The organism is Pseudoalteromonas sp. BMB (assembly GCF_001709235.1).
GTDB lineage: Bacteria > Pseudomonadota > Gammaproteobacteria > Enterobacterales > Alteromonadaceae > Pseudoalteromonas > Pseudoalteromonas maricaloris.
In genome coordinates this window covers 61,135-84,055 of sequence record NZ_MBQA01000167.1, presented here as the reverse complement: position 1 = coordinate 84,055, position 22,921 = coordinate 61,135, and the positions used below count along the sequence as shown (strand labels likewise).

At 42.6% G+C, this 22,921-nt stretch carries 15 protein-coding genes; 1 reads left to right on the top strand and 14 read right to left on the bottom strand.

The window, feature by feature from the left end:
• Positions 1 to 41 precede the first annotated feature (41 nt).
• The 8 genes from BB427_RS13710 to BB427_RS13675 form a co-directional block, all read right to left on the bottom strand.
• Complete coding sequence (locus tag BB427_RS13710) at positions 42 to 1,640, bottom strand: MBL fold metallo-hydrolase (protein ID WP_069021218.1); 1,599 nt, start codon at positions 1,638 to 1,640, stop codon at positions 42 to 44.
• Between the two features lie 65 nt (positions 1,641 to 1,705).
• Complete coding sequence (locus tag BB427_RS13705; RefSeq protein WP_069021216.1) at positions 1,706 to 2,686, bottom strand: sulfotransferase domain-containing protein; 981 nt, start codon at positions 2,684 to 2,686, stop codon at positions 1,706 to 1,708.
• A 22-nt stretch (positions 2,687 to 2,708) separates the two neighbouring features.
• A complete protein-coding gene (locus BB427_RS13700; RefSeq protein ID WP_069021214.1) occupies positions 2,709 to 3,689 on the bottom strand; it encodes a sulfotransferase domain-containing protein in 981 nt (326 codons plus the stop codon).
• Positions 3,679 to 5,433 (bottom strand): cyclic peptide export ABC transporter, encoded by a 1,755-nt coding sequence (locus tag BB427_RS13695; RefSeq protein ID WP_083229878.1) that lies wholly within the window; start codon positions 5,431 to 5,433, stop codon positions 3,679 to 3,681. The genes BB427_RS13700 and BB427_RS13695 overlap by 11 nt, the downstream gene beginning before the upstream one ends.
• Positions 5,434 to 5,460: 27 nt before the next feature.
• Positions 5,461 to 7,923 (bottom strand): penicillin acylase family protein, encoded by a 2,463-nt coding sequence (locus tag BB427_RS13690; protein WP_069021212.1) that lies wholly within the window; start codon positions 7,921 to 7,923, stop codon positions 5,461 to 5,463.
• A gap of 90 nt (positions 7,924 to 8,013) precedes the next feature.
• Entirely contained in the window at positions 8,014 to 9,228 is a 1,215-nt protein-coding gene (locus BB427_RS13685; RefSeq protein WP_069021210.1) for an aminotransferase class V-fold PLP-dependent enzyme, read from the bottom strand.
• The gene (locus BB427_RS13680; RefSeq protein WP_217492910.1) at positions 9,219 to 10,100 is read right to left on the bottom strand and encodes a hypothetical protein; all 882 of its coding nucleotides are present in this window, start codon (positions 10,098 to 10,100) and stop codon (positions 9,219 to 9,221) included. Before BB427_RS13680 ends, BB427_RS13685 begins: the two co-directional genes overlap by 10 nt.
• A 1,284-nt stretch (positions 10,101 to 11,384) precedes the next feature.
• Positions 11,385 to 11,597 carry a hypothetical protein gene (locus BB427_RS13675; protein WP_069021206.1) on the bottom strand — a complete coding sequence of 71 codons (213 nt, stop codon included), beginning with the start codon at positions 11,595 to 11,597 and terminating at the stop codon, positions 11,385 to 11,387.
• 403 nt (positions 11,598 to 12,000) lie between these two features.
• On the opposite strand from BB427_RS13675, the gene BB427_RS13670 reads away from it, so the two are divergent.
• Complete coding sequence (locus tag BB427_RS13670) at positions 12,001 to 12,474, top strand: Dps family protein (RefSeq protein ID WP_010376518.1); 474 nt, start codon at positions 12,001 to 12,003, stop codon at positions 12,472 to 12,474.
• A 230-nt stretch (positions 12,475 to 12,704) separates the two neighbouring features.
• Here BB427_RS13670 and BB427_RS13665 read toward each other — a convergent pair whose 3' ends face one another.
• The 6 genes from BB427_RS13665 to BB427_RS13640 all read right to left on the bottom strand — a co-directional run bounded on the left by BB427_RS13665 (position 12,705) and on the right by BB427_RS13640 (position 22,920).
• Positions 12,705 to 14,768 (bottom strand): S9 family peptidase, encoded by a 2,064-nt coding sequence (locus BB427_RS13665; protein ID WP_069021204.1) that lies wholly within the window; start codon positions 14,766 to 14,768, stop codon positions 12,705 to 12,707.
• A 130-nt stretch (positions 14,769 to 14,898) separates the two neighbouring features.
• Complete coding sequence (locus tag BB427_RS13660) at positions 14,899 to 18,051, bottom strand: efflux RND transporter permease subunit (protein WP_069021203.1); 3,153 nt, start codon at positions 18,049 to 18,051, stop codon at positions 14,899 to 14,901.
• 15 nt (positions 18,052 to 18,066) lie between these two features.
• Entirely contained in the window at positions 18,067 to 19,233 is a 1,167-nt protein-coding gene (locus tag BB427_RS13655; protein WP_069021202.1) for an efflux RND transporter periplasmic adaptor subunit, read from the bottom strand.
• A 243-nt stretch (positions 19,234 to 19,476) separates the two neighbouring features.
• Positions 19,477 to 19,818, bottom strand: coding sequence for a hypothetical protein (locus tag BB427_RS13650; protein ID WP_069021200.1), 342 nt, complete (start codon positions 19,816 to 19,818; stop codon positions 19,477 to 19,479).
• A gap of 2 nt (positions 19,819 to 19,820) precedes the next feature.
• Complete coding sequence (locus BB427_RS13645; protein WP_069021198.1) at positions 19,821 to 22,205, bottom strand: ABC transporter permease; 2,385 nt, start codon at positions 22,203 to 22,205, stop codon at positions 19,821 to 19,823.
• A 10-nt stretch (positions 22,206 to 22,215) separates the two neighbouring features.
• The gene (locus BB427_RS13640) at positions 22,216 to 22,920 is read right to left on the bottom strand and encodes an ABC transporter ATP-binding protein (RefSeq protein WP_069021196.1); all 705 of its coding nucleotides are present in this window, start codon (positions 22,918 to 22,920) and stop codon (positions 22,216 to 22,218) included.
• Between the last annotated feature and the right edge of the window lies 1 nt (position 22,921).

Here is a 22,921-nt window from a genome sequence, read left to right as displayed (position 1 = left end):
CAGTGTTCCCTTCCCAGTATATATTTTATTCTTTTTAGTTATTAAATAAGGTTGATTGCTTTTTTGCAGAACAGCATTTCAGCTGGTACATTTCTCTCTTCACAAGCCGCCAAAAACTTACTGGACTCCATGACTTGTCTTGAGTCTTCTTCGTGCTCCAACCCATTGAAATATTTGAAGCAAGTTTCTAAGCCAATCGCATATACACAAACTTGCTTTGCGTTAAAGGCTTCCACCATTGGAATTGCCTGTTCACAATCTGAACCATCTAGGCGTCGAGAGTTTTTGATCGCTTTTGGAACTTTTTTCGTGTGTAGTGCTCCATAGGCCCATGTATAAGGCGCTCCAACACACTCCATGCCAATCGCAAGGACATCGAGGTCAGGAAACATACTTCCCAGCTTTTCATATAAATTGCGATCAGGGTTTGATGAATCTGCACCAAAAAAGCACTTTTTACCGTAAGCTTCGATATACCATGCAGCTTTAGACCGGATATTCAGATCACCGTGCTCACCGAGGAAAGGTAAGCTCACAATACGGCCATTGGGGATTGCGATTTCTTCTAAATCATCGACCTCTATCACATCAAAGTTGAGTTGCCGTAACATCAATCTAAGTGACGGATCAGGTAATGTGCCACCATTGTTTTTGGGCACCACCACTTTTTTGGTTTTGTATCTAAGCTGCAATAACGTTTCGATGTTGGCATGGTCCATGTGAGTGTGAGTTAGCAGAATAAAATCTATTACTTGAGGAAGCTCACTGAAGCCAATCATAGTGTCGTCATTGTTGTTCTCTCTAGATGCAATAATTGGGTCGACTAAAATGCTGGTATCTTTTGTTTCAATTAAAAAGCCCGCATGACCAGTGTAGTTAAGCCTCACCCCTTCGGTAACTGGAACATGTTTAATCGTCGGTGCTTCTGTAGTGAATAAATCGCGATACGATAATCCTCCTTTTTGTTCGATCCCGTTAAATAGTTCATCAACGTGCTGCGCTGATATCGGCAACTCTCTGGCCTTGAATAGCGCATCAACAATCTCAGCATTAAAGTCTGCGTCCAACTGTAGATGATTCTCATCGGGTAGCCTGGGTGTACTCAGAACAAAGGGACGTTCGCCAACTCTAGATAGCAATCCAAAAGATAAGCTTTGTAAAGAACACTTATAGTATGGGCTGCGATACATCAAAGGCTCGATAATACGAAAGGAAGGGCGATGCTCCATATCTAAAAATAGCTCAACACAACCCTTTAGAGGATCCGGCACTTTTGCATATAAGTACTCAATGCTCTCACCGCTAGTGTGCTGATATAGCAGATCATCCAAATATTTAACCGCATCAGATAATTCAATTAGGTCACCGCATCTTTCATCCAACTCGGTGATCAATGCTTTGATATCATCAACCTGCTCTTCAGTACAATTGAGAAACTCACCGCCTGTTAGCACGGATTCTTTTGAAGCAAGAATATGTAGCTTATAGTTCTTTACAAATGACTGCATAATCCGGCGATGCGTATTCACAATATGACGAGCACATGTCACTGGAGGAATTAAGTAAGGCCACGCATACCAATGATTAATAAGTGGTTCAAAGTAAGCATCAGGTTTTAGATAGAGCATTTCGTTATTCATTTTCTTCTACTCTTTGTTAATTCGTAAAACAATCTCGCAGCCGTATTGAAAAGACCGCGTAATCTTTATTGCCAACTAAATTCTTTCCCTAATAAATCAAAGAGCTTTTGATTGTAGGGACGATAGAATTCGGCTAATTTCGCTTTCGTTTCTGGGTCTGCGGGTGGCAACTTGATAGGATTTTCATTGGCTTTCTTTCCGTATTCAGGAATATCAACAACAGGCAGATCAAGGAAGTTTTGGATTTTTTCGAGTGTGGGTTGCCGCTGCGAGAAATAGTCACTGATGTTTAGCACCATGACATTTTCTCTGCCAAACAAGTTGATCCATTGCTCAACTGCTTTGCAATAAATCCCTGTTTGTAAAATGGGATAACCGCAGGCACTTTCCACAGACACACAAGGAAATAGATCGATTGCACGATCAATGTAAGCTGCAAAACTGTCATAAAACCGGTACTTCTTCACCCGGCTCCCACCGAGAAAAATGTCCCACTTATAATGAGAATAAGCACGATCAACTGGGTCTCTCAGCGTAACAATGACCTTTGCATTTGGGTTTAATCTATGTAGGCCACGCATCATGAGTAAGTTCATCAGCACAGGCTCTAGATAACCGCACCTCACAGGGCCGTTCAATTTGGCCTCGCGCTTCTGCTTTTCTTTGAGCGTAGGATAAAATGCATGAACATCATTAAACGCCCAAGATTTCACTTCTTTTGCAAGTGGGTGCATCACATTGGGGTGTGTCAGCAAATGGCTAACTAGATCACTAGAGCCACTCTTTGGCGTCGTTGTCATAATATAGTCAGGCACGATGCGCTTGCTTTTGGGAGTCAGCTTTCGTGCTGCAAGCCGCCATTTTGGTGGATCAGAAAAGTAGTAAGTCAGAAATTGATATTCGATATGTCCTGCAATCACCTTAGGCAGCTCAGAAAACACCGATTTCCCAGAAAACTTTAATTCTCGCCACTGGGAGGTCATCTCAAACGCTCTGAAAAACTTTCCGATTTCTGGATTGTCTGTTTGTTGTTTATTAGCCGACATTCTCTATCTCTTTATTTTTCTTTTATTGCCAATCAAAGTTAGTTTCGATGATGTCGAAAAGTTGTTGATTGAAAGGTTTGTAGAATTTTGCAAGCATGTGCTTCGCTTCTTCAGTCGGACGCGGCAACTTGATAGGGTTTTCATTCGCCTTTTTTCCATACTCTGGGATCTCAACCAATGGAAGACCTAGAAACTCTTGAATTCTTGTCAAAGTCGGCTGTCTTGCTTTGAAGTAGTCTGCTACATCTAAAACCAGTACATTTTCTTTGCCAAACGTTGTTATCCAGTGCTGTACAGCTTTGTAGTAAATACCGGTTTCTAACACCGGAGAGCCACAAAAAGATTCCATTCGAATACTCGGGAACAGATCGATGGCACGCGCGACATAGTTTTCATATTCTTTGAAATAGGGATGGTTTTTGATCACCTCACCCCCTTGAAAATGTTCCCACTTCCAATAGGAATAGGCTCTATCTACGGGATCTCTTAAAGTAATAACAACTTTAGCATTAGGGTTAGCTTCATAGAGCTTTTTCATCCCTGACATATTGTTTAGGTAGGGTTCCAAACAACCACACATAACAGGTTGGCCCATTTCCTGCTCTAAGCGTAGCTTTTCTTTTTCTGTCGGATAGAAGTCTCGCCAATGTTTATTTCTATGTACCCGAATTTCTTTTGATAATGGGTGCATAACATTTGGGTGCAGTAATAAATGACTTACCAAATCACTAGAGCCACTTTTAGCAGGACCTGTCATGATGTAGTCAGGCGCAATTCTGGCTTCTTTACGAAGCCTTCTTGCTAGTAAGCGCCATTTCGGTGGATCAGCAAAATAATAAGAAAGAAACTGATACTCAATAAAACCAGCGGCAATCTCCGGCAGCTTTTTCAAGCCCAAATTTTTACTAAACTGAAGCTCGTTCCAGTCTGTAGAAATTTCAAATGGCCTGAAGAACTTATCCATTTGAGCATCTTCTATGGATGCTTTCGTCTTAGTTGACATCTACTGTCTCCTTAGTATTTTTATCATGCTCTATCGTTTTTATGGTCGAAGACGAGTCCTCATTTATTACTTTGCCGCTTTCCATCTTCACTAGCTTGTCCGCGACATGGAAATACCGATCATCATGGGTAATCACGATCACTAGCTTATTTCGGCTTTTCAGCTCTGGAAGAATTTGGTTATAGAAAATATCTTTAAACTCTGGATCTTGGTCTGCCGCCCATTCATCAAAAACATAAATAGAGCGGTCTTCTAAATAAGTCACCAGCAAAGCGAGGCGCTTTTTTTGCCCCGCAGATAGGTTTGTGGTTGAAAACTCACCATTACGGATAGCGACTTTCTTGTCCAAACCAAGCGATTTAAGATGTGCCGATGCTCGGCTATCTAGCTCCTGATCTGATAACCCAAATAATTTAGAAAATAGGTGAAAATCTGAGTAGATTGCTGAGATGCTTTGTCGACAAGCGTTTCGGTTATCCGCTGTCACTTTGTGACCATCGAAATGAATCGCACCTTTCTCGGGGATGTAATGCAGTGAAAGTAGTTTTGCTAGTGTCGTTTTGCCTGAGCCATTTCCACCAACAAGGAATGTCACCTCTCCACGATGAATCGATAGATCGATAGTACCCAACTTAAAACCATCTTCGGTGTTCTTATTACCACCATATGCATACTCAACACCTTTGACATGTATCGTGTCACAATCGATGGGTTTAGTTACTTCAGTTTGGTGCTCTATTTGCATATCATTGAGCAATTTATCTAGCTTTTTAGCTGCTACTTTAGCCATCAAAATATTTGGAATGATATTGGTCATCGCAGTAATGGGCCCCGTGATATACAAAAGCACCATCACCACAGCAACCGTATCTTCAAGAGATAATGCATAGAAATTAGACATCACGTAAGTAACTGCACCAATCGCCAAAAAGGCCATTAAGTTGCTCCATGTCATCGCGAAAATTAGCAACATGCGTCCACGTTTATAATCTGCACCAAAGCGATCTTCGCTCTTGTGAATACTTTCGTTTAGGAAGTCCTGTCTTTTTTGTTGATTGAGTTTTAGCTCCTTTGAACCATACACTAACCCCCTCATTCCTTCTTGAATATCGTCGTAACTGTCACGCGCTTTCACTAAATACATGCGTCCCAACTTGGTAGGGATCTGATAAAAAGCCAATCCAAATAGAAGTACCCCCATCACAAAAAGAAAGACTTCAAATTTCAAGTAAACCAAAAAGCCAAGCAGCCCAAGAAACGTGAACATCGCAATCAATAAACCTGGTATTGCAGAAGCACCATTAGTGACTTCTTTGATGTCATTATTCATGGCAGTAAGTAAGCGTGATGGACCGATATGATCTAGGTTCTGAATGGGCAGTTGAGTGATGCGCTCATAGAATCTTTTTCTCAAACCAACCGTGGCATCAACTGCAACCTGCGCCATTAAGGTGCCTGACATCACTCGACAAAAAATAATGACCAAACATATAAATACAAAAAACAAAGCCTGCTTCGGGGAGGTAACCTCAAATACGCCAAAAACCCAATACGAGGATTCGAAACCCGGCTGCATTAGACGAGAAATAGATGGCTCTAAAGCAAGAAGGATTAAAGGTACAAATATCGCGTAAGCGAGCCCCCCAATACATCCTGATAGAATAGAAAAAAACACTTTACTGGGAGCAACGTCACTCAGAAGTTTAAACAGTACTATTGATGACTTTTGATTCGTTTGTTTCATCAACACAGTCCTTTTTATCTTAGATTCTTATTGGATTGGCTTTAAATGTAACGTGGGTGCTTCACTGGAGTTCAACTCAGCATCAAAGTGCATAGGTAACAGCTTTTGATCTTTGAACGGCTGGATGTTGTCGTCGTAATGTGGGCTAAACACGTTGCCACTTTGCCCGGTACTGTTGATAAAACCGCTATTTTTCAAATTACCTAAATCGATTACCTGACGATATGCAGCACTAATAAGTGTTCTATATTTTTCTTGCTGAGAGTAATTCCAGGTACCTGCATTCAATGTCGTTCTATCGCCTCCCCAACCAGTTTTACGGTTGAAAACAAAGTCTAAAATTCGCACATTCGAAAAAATACTGTGGCCATAATTGATTTCATGTATATCTTTCCAACGCTTTCCGGCCGTAACGAAGCGGCTTAGCTCCTCATTCGTTTCATCAATTGCAAGCAGTGCAATTTCTTCACATGATTCTCTTTCTGTCGTGCCAATGCGATCGCACCAATCAGAGCGCAGTTGTTTATCTTTATTCAGCACTTTTCCAATAAGGCTATATTGCACAGCGGAACCGACATAGTGTTGTAATTCATTAGACCTTCTCTCGTGGAGTAAACTACCTCTAAGGTCATCACCAACCAGTAACATGTTGAAATGCTTCAACCATACTTGGTAGACAGCCGCCTCTTCACTATCTTCGGACATCACACCATCCCACTGCGACAACCTCTCAATAACCTCTTTCTGCTCAGGTGTTTGTCCGGTTAATTGTTGTAGAAATGGCTGTACCTCTTTGAACTGTAAGCTTTTTACATCACCTTGCATGCGAGAAAAGAGTTGACCGTCGAGCTTTTTCCCTGACTCAATCTGGTCATTTAATATCTCGTGAATACGATCTCCTCGGTATGAGAGTCCCCAATGATTGGCAACTAAATACGGGTAATCATCTGAGTGATTCTTGCTGTTTGCATTAACAATATAGCCTTCCTTTGGATTGAGCTGCTGTGGTAACTCAGTAAATGGGATGTATCCGCGCCAATCATAACGAGAATGCCAACCTGGGGTAGGTAACCTGCCATCACTATCACCGCGGATAGGAACTTTCCCAGCCCCGAATAAACCTATATCTCCGTGAACATCGGCATATACAAAGTTGATTGCAGGAGCAGAATAATCCGATAGTGCGGCTTTGAAGCTATTCCAATTGTTTGCGTAATTAACCTCTAGAAAACTCTGAAAAGTCTTATCTTGTTTATCTAAAGCGGTCCACCTTAGCGCAACAGGAGTCGATGCTTGTGTGTTCACATCCGAAATGAGAGGCCCATTACGAGTACTGCGAACTTGCCAAGACACAGGGGTTATCGGGTCTGTCAAAAATGCGGGAAAATTAGGCTTTACATGAATAACTTCATCTCTGATATCCATATCAAGCCATTTACCGTCTAACTCATACTGATTTTCATTTAATGGATTAATACGTTCCAGATACAGGTCTTGCGTATCGGCGTACATATTGGTTGTACTCCAAGCAATCGAGTCATTGTGACCCATTAATACAATAGGAACACCTGGATACGTAGCGCCAGTCACATGAAGCCGATCACCTTGAATTTCAGCCAAATACCACACTGAAGGCATCTCTACCCCCAGATGAGGGTCACCAGCTAAGTAGGGCAAGCCACTGTTAGTAAACTTTCCTGAAACAGCCCAAGCATTACTGCCAATACCCTCTTCACTAAAACGTAAGTGAGTCGATAACTGCTCACCTTGCGCCAACATATCTGTGATTAAACTGGCATCAATCAAATCATGCGTGTTTGCAATCAAGGCTTCGTCTGTATCGTTGGAATTGATATTCGGCATAAACTCATCCGCCTTATCGATTCCTAGTTCTTTGATTAATAAATCTAGACTGAGTTCTCGCTGATAATTCTGGCCTAAGGTTAAAGACATTAACTTGATAAGAAGTAATGAATCGGCCGGTTTCCAGTGTTCAGGCTCAACACCTAATACATAAAACTCAATGGGTAGAGTGTGTTGCTCATCGATCCATGCGTTCACTCCGTTGGCATAGGCACTTAAGCTTTTCCGAGCAGGCTCATCTAGGGACTCAAGTGCATTTTCTGCAGCTCGATACAAACCGAAAGTTCTCATTAGCTTATCAGCGTTTAATGCATCCAAACCGATGATTTCGCTTAATCGCCCCTGCCCTAGTCGCACGGAAAAACTCATTTGCCACATACGATCCTGAGCATGTACATACCCCAATGCAAAGAAGGCATCTTCATCGGTTGAAGCATTAATTCGAGGGACACCATGTTCATCTCGAGTTATGGCTACTGGTGCTTGTAGCCCTTCAACACTAATCACACCTTGCTGCTTTGGGAGACTCTGCAGAATGAATAGATAACCAGAGATCAACATCAACGCTAATGGTAAGAAAACCCAGATAACGAAGCGGGATAATATGGGATAAGATCGTGTAAACATTCCATCCTTTCCTATTTTTATTATTATTTCCGTTAACAGCCATATCGATTAATCGTGTACAAACTCACATTACAATTAACCTCAGACGAATCAATTCAAGCCTAGAAATGAAACCAACTCATCAAGCGCAAGGTAAAATCTTTCAATTTCTTCAGTGGTGTTGTAGATGTACGCTGAAATTCTTAAGATTTCACCTCCCATCTGATCATCCACTATAGGTTGTGCGCACATATGGCCAGTACGGCACATAATGCCGTAGGAGTCACTTAGAGCTCTGGCAATATCAGAAATATTGTCACAACCAATGACCTTCAGGCTGCCAATAGCACAGCGGTTTTCAGCATTGTGCGAACCTAGAAGTTGTAAATATTCTCGCTCTGTCGCACCTTTAATAATCGCCTTGGTTAACTCTTCGGTATGTTCCAATGACTCTTGATCGTCAAACTGTTTCAGGTATGTAAGAGCCTCACCAAATCCTAATGTAGAGGCAATAGGCGGTGTACCCGCTTCAAAGCGATGTGGGATTTTTCGTTCTTGTGAACCATTTGTATCAACCCAATCAACCATTCCGCCGCCATACATAAGCGGGCGCAGCTCATTCAATCTGGCACTTTTCCCATACAAACACCCGACCCCTGTCGGTCCCAACATTTTGTGTGCGGAAAACGCCAGAAAGTCGACATCAATTTTAGAAACATCAATACGTAAATGGGGATGAGGCATTGATTGGGCTGCATCCACAACCACTATCGCATCACATGCTTGTTTTGCTGCAACCGTCATTTCCTCGATAGGGGCAACATTCCCCGTGACATTAGAACAATGTGTTAAAGCAACAACTTTTGGATTCAACTTAAGTAATTCGTGATAATGATCCATATCAATTTGGCCATTACTGTCGATGTTAACCAACTTTAAGTTAGCAACTCTGCGCCAAGGCAGTAGCTGAGCATGATGCGAGTCCAGACAGCCGATAACAATATCATCAGGCTGTAAATTTAAGCCATGAGCTACTAGGTTTAGCGCCTCAGTAGTTCCTTTTGTAAAAACAATCTCATTACCAAAAGCTCCTAAATATTGAGCTATCGCGGATCTTACTCTTTCGTATGCGTCAGACGCTTCTTCGGACAGGTAATACTTGCCTCTGTGGATATTTACACCACTTTGCGAATAGTAGTTAGATACAGCATCAATAACTGATCGCGGTTTTAATGATGTTGCCGCACTATCTAAATACGTTATTTTTTGTCCATCAAGTAAGCGTTCCAATACTGGAAAGTCTGATTTACATGTGACTAAACCCATGATATTAACCTTCTTTTTTCTTCTCTCATTGCCACACTAGATATACATGATAGGAACTTTCCACCCCTATCCGCAGGTAAGTAGCTTTTTGCATCACAGCTGATATTTTTTGTCTTCAATGTTGCTTGCAGCTTTGCTAACAATTCATCCTCAGCACCTTGTGTCCAGGCATCATTACGTATGTATTGAAACGAAAACTCGTCATCGTTGGTCTGATTCATCTGGTACATGTCAATCCACTGCGCGGGCCCGATTAACTCATCTAACTCTTTGGGCGTTACCAAAGAACCATCGTGTAACCAAAGCACGTTCTTAGATCTACCCTCATGACGTACAACTGGAGCAGTACTCCCGCAAGAACAAGCATCTGAGCTCAATCGGTAGATATCACCAGTGGCATAACGAATGTGAGGGGATAAACTATCTCCAAGGGTAGTAATTACCAACTCAGCCAATTCACCTGGTTCAGCAGGGCGGCCGTCTCTAATAAATTCAATATGGAAATCTTTAGTATTCATGTGTTGTTGACCCGCTGGACACTCAAAGCCTAAGTACCCCAGCTCAGACATTCCGAGCATGTCTGCAAATGCAACCTTATCACCGTATACTTCGGTTATTTGTCGTCGAGCAACCTGAGTACAAAGGGTAAATCCCGACATGATGCAAAAGCCATCCGTTTTATGAGGTGTACGACCAGATTTACGCATCTCTCTAGCCAAAAACGCAAAATGGGTTGGGTCAACAAACAACAAATGCGGGTCATAAATCTCAATTTCGTCCAGAGCCATGTTAATCATTCGCTCTGGTGTTGTAAGGAGATCGTGATAGACAGGAAGCACCAACGTTCCATCGCACAGTAGGCGACTTTCCATCGTACTATTCGGATTTGCACATTCCACATCTGAGCAATTAGGTGCTGCAAACCTACATGTTCGAAGCTTAAGCCCTGGTTTCCAAAGCGGTTTAAAAGCGGAATTGAGCGAGATGCTATTTGCCTGTCTACGTGCCAGATCATAGGACAAAGACACACTGATAAGACGATCCCCTTCTGTGCCGGAGCTCTGAGTACGCAGGACATGATCACTTTTGAGGTTATAACCAGAAGCAATAACATCTACAGGAAAGCCCTTCCGATAATCTCTTTTCACAGTTGGTGGTATTTTGAGTAAGTCCTGGGGTGTCGATATATCTTCTGGTGATAGCCCAACCTGCTCTAAATGCCTCTTAAAAAACTTCGTGTTCTTATAGGCATACTGCACTTCGTTTTTAATTCTCTTAAAAGTCGAATCCTTGATGATCATAAGTCCACTTACATTACTGAAATGATAAATTCGATGATAAAATGCACACATAAAAATAACAAGATAAATATCATGCATTTATAAAACATTATCATTTGTTAACATTTTTGATATTTTGAAAACAAAAACATTTAATTTTTCACAATATTGAGAGGACTAAGGTGAATTGAATGATTAAAAATTGACTTATCGCCTTAAAAGGACACTAAATGAACACCTAACCAAAAAAACAAAAAACACTTGATTTTAAAACTTTTTATTTATGAAATATTTATTAACACCACAACAAACACACAACTCATTACACAACATTACAAACCAGAAGCGACACAAAAGAAAAAAACATAAAATAAACACACTGTTAACACAAAAAACATAAAACAAACTTAACCCCCCTTTGGTATGGTTGTTTTTTGAGCTAAAAAACAACTTTGTATATCTGTAAAACCGTTTAAATATGGACTTGTTAACCTTTTTAGTGGATATGCCTAAAAGATGGATTTATTCGTAGAGGGAATTGGTCATCACAAGTTATTGATAGGGGCGAGAAGCTCGCTTATGCGAACGATTGGATAAATTTTGATATTAGGATTTTTAACTTAAAATATCATAATCTTAATAAAGATTTCGGACTAAAAAAACTCGGTTTAAAACGCATTGTTGTCGTTGTTCCACTTACCAAGTAGATACCTTCAAAGCAACGATTCAGATGAGTAAATTGCTAAGCTCTAAAATGTGGAGATATCCGGGTTACTTCAAGGCTTCTAATGTATTGCGATACGTGATTTACATAAATAATTATATTTGTCACTAATAGCCAACACTAAAAGCCCTTGATGGGAAGAAAAAGAGTATTTATAGGTGCTCAGCACTTGCCGCCACCTTATAGGCAATGAGTGCAATGAAACCGATGATGAGTGGTATCGGTGCTGCGATATAGCCAAAGGTATCTGAGTTTGCGATGCTTGCGCCAGCTAAGTGACCTACTAGCCCAACAACAAAAGCCACTAAAGCGATAACAACGACGACGAGTTCCATTTTATGTTCTGATTTTGTTTTGCCTTTCATACTCATTTCCTCAAGTAGTAGACACCGCGTTTTTTGTGTCTTGATGAAATGATTATGCGCTTATAACACGGTGATATTTTGACCTAAATCAAGTTTAAAACCGCCAAAACACGAACGAGATTAAACACTTGTCTTAGATCAAAAACTACGCGCTCTGGTAAGATTTTGGGAAAAGTTGGCAAGCTTTATTCCCGCCAAGTATTCATGTCACTTTCTTATTTTTTAGCGCTTTTGGGGATTTCATCTTGTTTTTAACCACGCTCATCCCAACGTTATATTGTATTAATATTTGATATGTTTTTATTTTATTGATTGATTTTTCCGATTAAACACTTTGATTTTAATCATTGGGCAATCACCTAAGGTTGCGCCATACTGACTGTGAATCAACAAGGAGCATCGCATGACAAACATTAATTCTATCGGTTTAGACAAAGCCAAGAGCCAAGCGCTGGTAACGTCACTTAATACGCTACTAAGTAGCTACCAAATTCAATATATGAATGCCCGTGGTTTTCACTGGAACATCAAAGGTCGTGAGTTTTTTGAACTACACCTAAAATTTGAAGAAATTTATACGCTATTACTTGAGAAGGTAGACGAAATCGCAGAGCGTATTTTGACGATTGAAGGCAATCCATTGCATGCATTTTCTGATTATTTGGAAACCAGTAAAATTCAAGAAGCAAAAGGGATCAGTAATGGCACACAAGCACTAGAAACCCTGCTTGATGGCTACACAACGCTTATTTCTATGCAGCGTGAAATTTTAGCACAGGCCGGTGAAGCCGAAGATGAAGGGACAGCTGCGCTAATGAGTGATTACATCAAAGAGCAAGAAAAGCTGGTGTGGATGCTTAAAGCATATTTAAACTAAGATAGACGGTAGTTCGGGCTAAAGCTGTGATGTACAAGTCGAGCTAAAGCTACGACCTACAAGCGAGCCAGCTCCTACCTAGGCTCTTCTTTGGTAGGAGCGAGTTTACCTCGCGATCTTTTATCGCTTTTTGTCGAGCTAAAGCTACGACCTACAAGCGAGGCAGCTCCTACTTAGGTTCTTCTTTGGTAGGAACGAGTTTACCTCGCGATCTTTTATCTCGCTGTTATCTAAAGCTCCGACCCACCATCCAATAAACTGATAAAGAATGCCATTTCTAACGCTCTTTCATGTAGGCTTTTAAATCGGCCTGAGGCACCACCATGACCCGCTTCCAAGTCGGTTTTAAAGAGCAGTACATTATCATCCGTTTTATATTCTCTAAGCTTAGCAACCCACTTCATTGGCTCCCAATACTGCACTTGCGAGTCGTGCAGACCCGTGGTGACTAGAATATTTGGATAGGCTTTGGCTTCAATATTGTCATACGGCGAATACGCTAAAATATTCTGGTAGTCCGCTTCATTATTCGGATTACCCCATTCATCATACTCGTTGGTGGTCAATGGGATTGACTCATCCAACATGGTAGTTAACACATCCAAGAAAGGCACATGGCAGCCTAACCCTAAATACAGCTCTGGAGCTTGGTTTGCAATTGCACCCATTAACAGGCCACCTGCACTTCCACCTGATGCAAACACTTTGTCTTTATGGCCGTAGCCCTGCTCAACCAAGGCCTTGGTAACATCAATAAAGTCGTTGAAGGTATTTTGCTTATACGCTTTTTTGCCTTGCTCATACCATTCACGACCAAGCATCTCAGAACCTCGAATATGCGCAATCGCGTATACAAATCCTCTATCTAACAAGCTTAGAATTTGACTAGAGAAGTTGGGGTCGATAGTAATACCATAAGAACCATAGCCATACTGCAATAATGGATTGCTACCATCTTGATTAAACTTATCTTTGCGATAGACCAAAGATACAGGGACTTTAACGCCATCTCTGGCGGTTATGTGCAAACGTTCAGAGTGATAATATTCTGGTTTAAAATCCCCTAACACTTGCTGCTGCTTTTTCAGCGTTTTCTTACCAGTGGTTAAATCACAATCGTACACTGAGCTGGGAGTTGTCATACTCGAATAGTGGATACGAATATTACTTGAACTTGGCTCAGGGTTATTTCCTACCGTGGCAAAATAACAAGCATCATCAAATCCAAGGTGATAGCTCTGCCCTTGATAATCGTGGACAACAAAACGGATCTGCCCTTGTTCACGCTCAGTCAGCACAAAGTGACTATGGAACAGCTCCAAGCCTTCTAATAGTACATGGTCGCGATGGGCAACCAACTCTTCCCATTGCTCGACATCACCAACGGTTGCCGCTGTTGCACGCATTAACCTGAAGTTTTTAGCGTTCTTATTACTCAGGATGTAAAAGAACTCTCCCATTTTTTCAAGACCATATTCATGGCCAATTTCTCTTGGAATAAGGGTGCTAAACTCACCGCAAGGATCGTTTGCATCCAGTATTAACTGATCGCTCGTTTCCGTCGCAGCAAGATAGATATAAATAGCGCTTTCGTCACGACTTTTACCCAATCCCATATAAAATTGGCGATCTTGCTCTTCAAACACCACAATATCATCACTTTGTGGCGTTCCCAATACATGACGATACACTTGGAAGCCGAGCAACGTTTGCTCGTCTTTTTTGACATAAAATACGGTTTTATTGTCGTTCGCCCAAATTACCTGACCTTCCGTGTTATACAGCACGTCTTGTAGTAATGTATTGCTGTTTAAATCAAGAAACTTGATGGTATAAATTCGACGCCCGTCGGTATCTTCACTATAGGCAAGCAGTTGCTCATCTGGGCTTACAGTAATATCACCGATGTCATAAAACTCGTTGCCAGCGGCTAATTGATTAATGTCTAACAGCAGTTTTTTATCCGACAAATCTTCTTGTGATGCGCGATAATACCTAGCATATTCCTCATCACCACTCACTTCACTCACATACCAATAGTTGCCATCTTTTGCGGGCACTGAGCTATCGTCTTTTACGATACGACCTTTCATTTCTTCAAACAGCTGGGTTTGCAGCGCTTGGTGAGACGCCATTTGCGCTTCACAGTAATCATTCTCTGCTTTGAGGTGTGCCAACACATCAGCATTTTTACGCTCGTCATCACGCATCCAGTAGTAGTTGTCGATACGCTCATGATTATGGTGCCGCAAGGATTTCGGCTGCTTTTTGGCTAGCGGTTGAGTTTTTTCCATCACCAAGTTGTCATCCTAAATTCGTTATTTTTCGCCAGTGTATCATGATTCAAGAGCCATACCAGCGCGCAAAGAAAAAGGCCGGGCATCACTGCGCGGCCTTTATATTATTGAGTGTAAATGAGAGTTTCTAAGCTTCTGCTTTCTCTAGTTGGCTATCGTCAGATTTAGGCTTGCGTCTGATCTTCGCTTTTAAGCGTGAACCCGCACCCTGCACATCCGTTAAGATGATGTATAAGGCAGGCACTAACACCAACGTGATAAGCGTTGCGAATAGCACTGCAAAGCCAAGTGATACCGCCATCGGAATAACAAACCTTGCTTGTAGACTCGTTTCAAAGATGATTGGCATGACACCGGCAAACGTCGTGATAGAGGTTAGCGTGATTGCCCTAAAGCGTGCACAACCCGCTTCAATAACTGCCTCTTTAAGCTTAACGCCCTCGGCACGTGCTTGGTTGATATAGTCCGTCATTACCAATGAGTCGTTGATCACGACCCCTGCGGCGGCTACTAGTCCAAACATAGACATAGTACTCATATCTAAGCCAAACACTAAGTGACCCCATAGCGCGCCAACTAAGCTAAACGGAATAACCGACATCACGATAAGCGGTTGCGCATAGCTCTTAAGCGGCACAGCCAATAGGATATAAACCATCAACATACCTGCGGCAAAGAATAAGATCTGCTCACTGGTTTGTGCTTGGCGCTCTTCCACACTACCACCTAGCTTAGTTTTTACGCCTGGGAACTGTTTTAGTAGCTCTGGTAAGATATTTTCTTCGATATTCTTAACCACGGCATCTGGCTCAATCAGCTCTTCATCGATGCTACCGTATACATATACCGTTCTAAAGCCATCTTCACGACGAATATAATTGATACCCGGCTTCTCGGTAAACTCTACGACATCGCCTAGCATCACTTCTTTGCCTTTTGGCGTTGTGATGATAGTACGCTTAAGTGAAGCCAAAGCTTTACGATCTAGTTCAGGATAACGCACCATCACTTTGATCTCTTCGCCATCACGAATAACACGCTGTGCTTCGCCACCGTAGAAACTATTACCAACCTGAATCGCAACATCAGCAAGTTGCAAGCCAAGCTCATAAGCCACTGGCTTAAGCGCGATCTGCATTTCTTTACTCGCAGGGTCAATACTCGAGCTGATATCAAATAACCCGGGTTGCTGCTGCAACATAGAAATAAGCTGTCTGCCCGCCGCATTGAGGGTCTCGATATCAGAACCTAGCAAGCGATAACCAAATTCACCCTCACCACCACTTTGATCGCCAACACTGTCATACACAATGATTGATTTCACAGCGGTGATCTCTGGCATTGCCTCGCGCCAACGACGTGCAAGTTCAAAAGCCGTAAATGGTCTTTGCTCTTCGTCAACTAACGTCGATAACACTGAGCCCTTAGTGCGGCTTTGGTTCCAAGAATATACATCCTTAATCATGCCTTGACCGAACTCTTGAGCAATCTCTTTATCGACATTGCGTACCATTAACTCAATAGACTGCATCGCTGTAATGGTCTGCTCGTCTGATACGTTGTCGTTCATGGTAATTTCGATCTTTGGATAGTCTTCTGGCACCTTAGGGAATGGAATAAAGCGCACTAAATTCGAAGTCACTAAGCTAAAGCTAAATACCAGCATCGCCACAAAAGTTAATAATACGGTCCAGCGCCAGTCAACACAGCGCTGAATAAAGCGTCTGTATGGTCCGTTTACAAATGCGAAGAACTTCTTGTTAAATGCAGCACGACGACTGTTTGGACGTAGTGGTTTAATCTTAGTGTGAGCAATGTGCGCTGGCAAAATCCATTTGGATTCAATCAAGCTGAATACCAAGCACAGAATAATAACGCCCGAGATTGACTTAAAGAATGCACTTTCAGGACCAGATGAGAACAACATAGGTGCAAACACAGCAATGGTTGTTAATACACCGAAGGTTGCTGGCGTTGCAACACGCTTAGCACCAATTACCACATTCTTAACGCTGTGGCCTTTGCGTTCAATTTCGGAGTAGGCGGACTCCCCTATGACAATGGCGTCATCCACCACGATCCCAAGTACCATGATAAAGGCGAACAGCGATACAATATTAATACTGATCCCAAGTGCTGGCATAAATAGGAACGCACCGAGGAAGCACACCGGCAAACCAATCATTACCCATAGCGCTAATTTGAAGCGTAGGAAAATAGTCAGCATGATTGCGACGAGTAACGCCCCTTGGATCATATTGCTCTTCATCATCTCGAGTCGAGCGTTCAGGTAGTACGTCATATCAACAATTGGTTCTAATCTTAAGCCTGCAGGTAATTTAGCGTTTTTCTCTTCGATATATTTATGTACCGCTTTCGCGATTGGGATCATATTTTGGTCTTTGGTCGCTTTAACCGACAGGAATACCGCATTTTCACCATTCAAACGGAAGTAATATTCACCTTCAGTTAGACCGTCTTTAATTTCTGCGATATCTTGAAGATAAATTTTGGCGCCGTTATCGCCGACCTTAACAGGAATGTTTCTAAACTCATTACCGCGGTACATTTGATTTTCAACACGCACTGCAATAATGCCAGATTCGGTCCTGATTTGACCTGCTGAAATGTTGGTCGAATAACGTCTAATTGCGCTACTTACATCACTAATCGTTAGGTTGTAACGGCGCAGAGCATCTGGATCAACTTCAATGCCAATCTCGTAATCAGGGGTTGAACGGTCAACCAGTGAAATCGTTGAAATTTCTAGTAATTCATCCTCGATTTCTTTGGCAATTGGCTTAAGTGCATTCAACGGTAGATTACCAGCCAGCGCGATGTTCACCACGTCTTGACGAAATTCTATAAGCTGAACCTGCACAGGCTCCATGGATGCTGGGAAGGTCGCGATACTATTCACACGCGAGCGAATTTTATCTTCTACTTCCGTTAGGTCTTCATCTTTATAGATTTCAAGTTGCGCACTACCGCTGCCTCTAGCGGCACGGTAAACCCCTTTTTTGATTTCTGTAACGTCTTTTAATGCTTCTTCAATTTTGATCAAGATCCCCTCTTCAATTTCTTGAGGAGACGCGCCAGGATACACGGCTGACACCGTCACATAATTGATCTCAAAGTTTGGAAACATTTGCCTTTGGATAGTCATATAACTGATAAAACCCATTATCAGTATGAAGACCATCAACAAGTTTGCCGCTACCGTATTATTCGCAAAATAAGCGATAATACCGCGCTGCGATGCTTTTTCTATATCACTCATGGTCGCTCCTTGCTGTTACAGCTTTTCCGGCTGACTACTTGGCTTTGATGAGGAGTCCGTGCCAGCAACTTTAACTTCCATGCCTTTTTGTGGATACTCAGGTGGTGTCATGACCACTTTATCGCGACTTGTGATGCCATCGCCGATTAAGAAGAACTCACCCTCTTCGCGGATAACTTGCACTTTACGTGGCTCAAGCTGGTTATCTTGACTAAGTAACCAAACCGACTGATTATTCACGATATCTTGAGGTAGACGGTAGATTTGTTTTAACGTTTTACCCGCAAAGCTAACTTGTACATACGTACCGTATTTTATCGCTGGCTGGCGCGTTGTGAGACCGTACGGGTCGTTAATACGCACCACCAAGTTGTTCATACGCGTTTGTTGGTCAACAGTACCTAAATCTCTATCAATTACCGCTTCTCGAGTGAAGGCATTCACACCACGCTGATAAACCGTAGCGGCAAGACCTGACACTCGCTCAGGTAAAAACACAGAATCAAAACCCGCGATAGGAATAATCACTTCGGCAGTTTCGATGTTGTTGACCGTACCAACTGAACTACCCATAGACACGAACTGGCCAAGACCAACGTCTTTTTTCACCACTAGTGCGTTATAAGGCGCGATAACTTCGCAGTTTTCTAAGTCTCGCTTTGCACGCTGTAGTGCAGCTTTTGCCGATTTTACTGAGGCTTTGGCACTCATGACCTGCGGTTTACGTAAAAATAGGTCGGTATGCTTTTTATTTGGAAATCTTCTTGCTTCATCAGCAGCTACATCAGCTTGTGCTTGCTCTTCGATAAGCTGCGCCTCGGCTCTGGCAAGTTCTGCTTCTGCTTGTAGTAACGCGGCTTCGTAGTTATCTTGCTCAATACGCAGTAACACCTCGCCTTTTTGTACCACACCGCCTTCAACAAAGTTAGGGTGCCAGTATTCAACTTCGCCCGATACTTGAATAGAAAGTTGTGTACTTTCTAGCGGTTTTACTTCGCCATAGCTTTGGATCACAACTTGGTGATCTTGCGCAGCGAGAGTTTCAACTTCAACAACAGGACGAGAATCGACTTCTTGCTTCTCAGGTTCACTCTTAGCAACGGCATTGACGAACATAAATCCGACAACACCGACTATAAGCACGGTAAAGGGTAGAATCCATTTTAAAGTTTTAGCTTGCATGACAGTACCTATTGATAATTTCCTGACCGTATAGTACCAAGTTTAGCGCGTTCTCGGATGTGACATTTGTAAGAATCTGTTACACCTTTAGAACAACTTTTTATAACTATCGAAAAACAGCGGAAATTATAAAGTAATTTCAAACAATTAAGCACCAAAACCTTTGATTTATAAAGATCTTTCTAAGTGCGAATTTTGTGAGTTATATAACAATTTTTTCGGCTTTTTGTCACATTTATCACCCTAGATCTGCTTAGTGACATGATGAAGCTCAAGCACTAGAACAATACAGCCTACCAATACGATAGAGAACAACAGATAGATCCCAAGCAGCGGACTCAAGATGCCAAACATACTCGCCACAACTAAAGACAAGAAAACAGCAATAACCACCGCGACTAACACGAGAGAAGCCCGACTCCAACACTGCTCAATAAGAACATCGCGTACCTTAGCACCGACTAAACGCTTAATATTAAAGACTGGCGCATTCAATATGGCGGCGAAAGCGCCGCTCAATAACACGACTAGCGTTAGATTTAGCCTATACCTCATTAGCCCCAATAGCTTATGCCAGAATGTCATGCTTATCCCTTCACTAATTCAGATGGGTTGATTAATGCGTTGAGTGGCCTGCGCAGTATTTGCTGTAGTGAAAAATACAAACACAAACTCGACACCAACACTATCCCCACAGCCGCAATCGAAAACTCTGCCACATTAAATGTTTGCTGAAAGTATGGCGACAATAATAAACACCCTGTCAGGGAGATCATTAACGCAATACCTATGTGCTTAAAGTGGGTAGTAAGGTCCTCTCGAGTGAGATCGCTGTGTTTGGCACCCAGCACCATTTTCGTACCGTAATAAGAAGCTTTGAGTGATTGGCTATAACGAAAGACACCAAACAGGCCAATAATCACGAGCAACAACGCCAACACAAAGATAAATAGTGCTCCATAGGTGACCAAGGTATCGGTCAACAGGTATTGCTCACGCTGCGCCGTAAGTGATTTAAAACTAAAGATTTTCAATGCTGGATGAACTTGTGTAAGCAGCGCTGAAAAATGGGATTTAGTAACTGGCTGCTGAGTCTGAATTAACGCCGTATTACTTCCTTGTACAGCTCGATACACATGGGGCAGTGCGGGTTCGCCTGGCACGGCTAAATCAGCAACGACACCAATAATTTCAAACGCCGCATCTTCGTCTGTAATGTTAAAACTCAAGCGCTTGCCTAGCGCCTTTTCCTCTCCACCTAGCTGCTCAGCAAAGGTTTTATTGATAATTAACTGCTGCTCACCGCGGCGCACCGCTTCACTATCGAAAAACTGACCTTGTAGTAACGGCAAAGAAAAAAACTCAAGATAACCACTATCCACAACTCGGCCAACCGGATGCACGCGTTCAAGCGTCTCGACTTCTTGCAATGACCAAGTGCCAACACCTTGCCCGATGGGTGAACGGCTTCGACTCACCGCGATTACTTCTGCGGTATTCCATAGGGCTTCACTGGCTTGACGCATTACCTCTGTGTATTCGTCTCTCGGCATTGTGTCAGGAGCATAAAACGTGACTTCGTATTTATTCTTGAGATCTACCGCATAAGCATTTTTGAGATGGGATATGGCAGCAATACCGACATTAAAGCAGAAGAAGGTCAAGATAATAGAAATACTTAACTGACTCACCGCCATGATCCGTTGCACTCGCGCACTCACAACAACGGCATTCCCCTTACCACTTTGTTTTAGCATGTGCGTTAAGTGACGAAAGCGTATTGCTGACATTCCAGCTAACAACAATAACCAGCTCGTCAATAAAGCGACCAATCCCAGTGCAAGCACACTTTGCCAGGTTAACGAAATCAGCTGCGCTTGCGGCAACAGCCCTACTAGTTCTTGCTGTAACCACTGGCAGATAACATAAGACACGCCAATTGCAACCACGAGTGATACTAAGCAAAGTGCTAGCAGCGGTAACCACTGCATCAGCGCAATATCTCTTATTTTTGCTCCCACCACCGCTTGAATTGCCAGCCGGCGCTGGATCTGACTGAGTCTTGCAAGGTATAAGTTACTGATATTTAAGAGCGCGATACCAAGTAAACCAAGCGATACCACAAACATTCCAAATAACAATAAGGGAGACTTACCGAGCATAATTGATTTCAACGGCATCGCGCGAATGCCAATATGCCACTTCGCAAAATACTCACTGTCGCTCACTTTGCTGCGCCAAAGTGTGTTCATTTCGTTGGAAAGCGAGAGGCTGACTTGTTCATGCTCCACCCCTGTAGCCAGTTTACCCACCATCAAGTTAAGCGCATAACGGTTCCACCAGTACGGCTTTGCTTCCTCTAAAGTTAGGTTATATTGCCAAGGTAGCCAAACCGCAGTGTTGTGCGTGAGCTTTTTTAAGTTAGGTTCATAAAATTGCTCTGCTGCGACACCGACAATCGTAAACTCTTGCTCATCCAGACGCAGCGTTTTATTTAAAATATCAGGGTCACCATTGAAGTGACTTTGCCAAGCTTGATAGCTCAGCACAGCGACAGGGCTACTCTCATCGACCGGTTCAGTAATAACCCGCCCCATCGCAAGCGGCATATCAAAAATACTAAACCACTCGGGCGAGACATAAGCTGATTCAACTTGAGGGGCATCGGCATCCGAAGTAAGCAATTGCTCGGCATAATGCACCATCGCCAGTTGCTCCATTGCGGCAGGTTTATGCTCGTATAAATGCATCAATGATGGGTAGTTAAAGGCTTCGCTGCTCTCGTTGCCATTTTCATCAAACATCGGGTATTCAAGTTTAACAATACGTTCTGAATCCGGGTATGGTAGAGGTGAGAAATACAGGCTATGTAACATCCCCATTGCGACCAGCATCACAACGAATACGCAGCTCAGCGTAGTCACCACACTAACATGGTAAATATTTGCACGGTCTAAGTTGAACACTTGCATGGTGCCCTCTCTATGCTCGTTGACTAACAGGTTGAGCAGAAGCGACTGTGCCTAACAGCTCACCATCAAACAATTTCACCTGCCTTGGAGCCATATCGGCATAACGTGGATCGTGCGTCACCATACAAACTGTGGTGCCTTGCTGATGCAATTCAGCGATTAATTGCATCACCTGATCACCACTTTTCGAATCTAAGTTACCCGTCGGTTCATCCACCAGTAGAATGCTTGGCTCGGTCACCAAAGCACGGGCAATCGCGACACGCTGCTGCTGCCCGCCTGATAGCTGATTTGGCTTGTGTTGAACGCGATGTGACAGTCCAACCTTTTGTAAACAAGACTCGACTCGCAGCTTTACTTCAACCTTACTCAGCTTTTCAGAGCGATACTTTAGGGGTAAAGCGACGTTATCGAATACCGAAATTTCATCAATGAGATTAAAAGCCTGAAAGACAAACCCAATATGCTCATTGCGAAGCTCGGCGGCCTGATCAAGCGTCAGAGTTGTCACATCATGAGCACTAATCGTATAACTACCACTTGTTGCTTGGTCAATTAAACCAATGATGGATAGCAAAGTAGATTTACCGCATCCAGATGGGCCAGAGATCGAAATAAAATCACCTTTTGCTATTTCCAGTGAAATATTTCTCAGTGCGTGTGTTTGCAGTTCTTCGGTTTCGAACACTTTATTGATATTTTTAAGCACTATCATT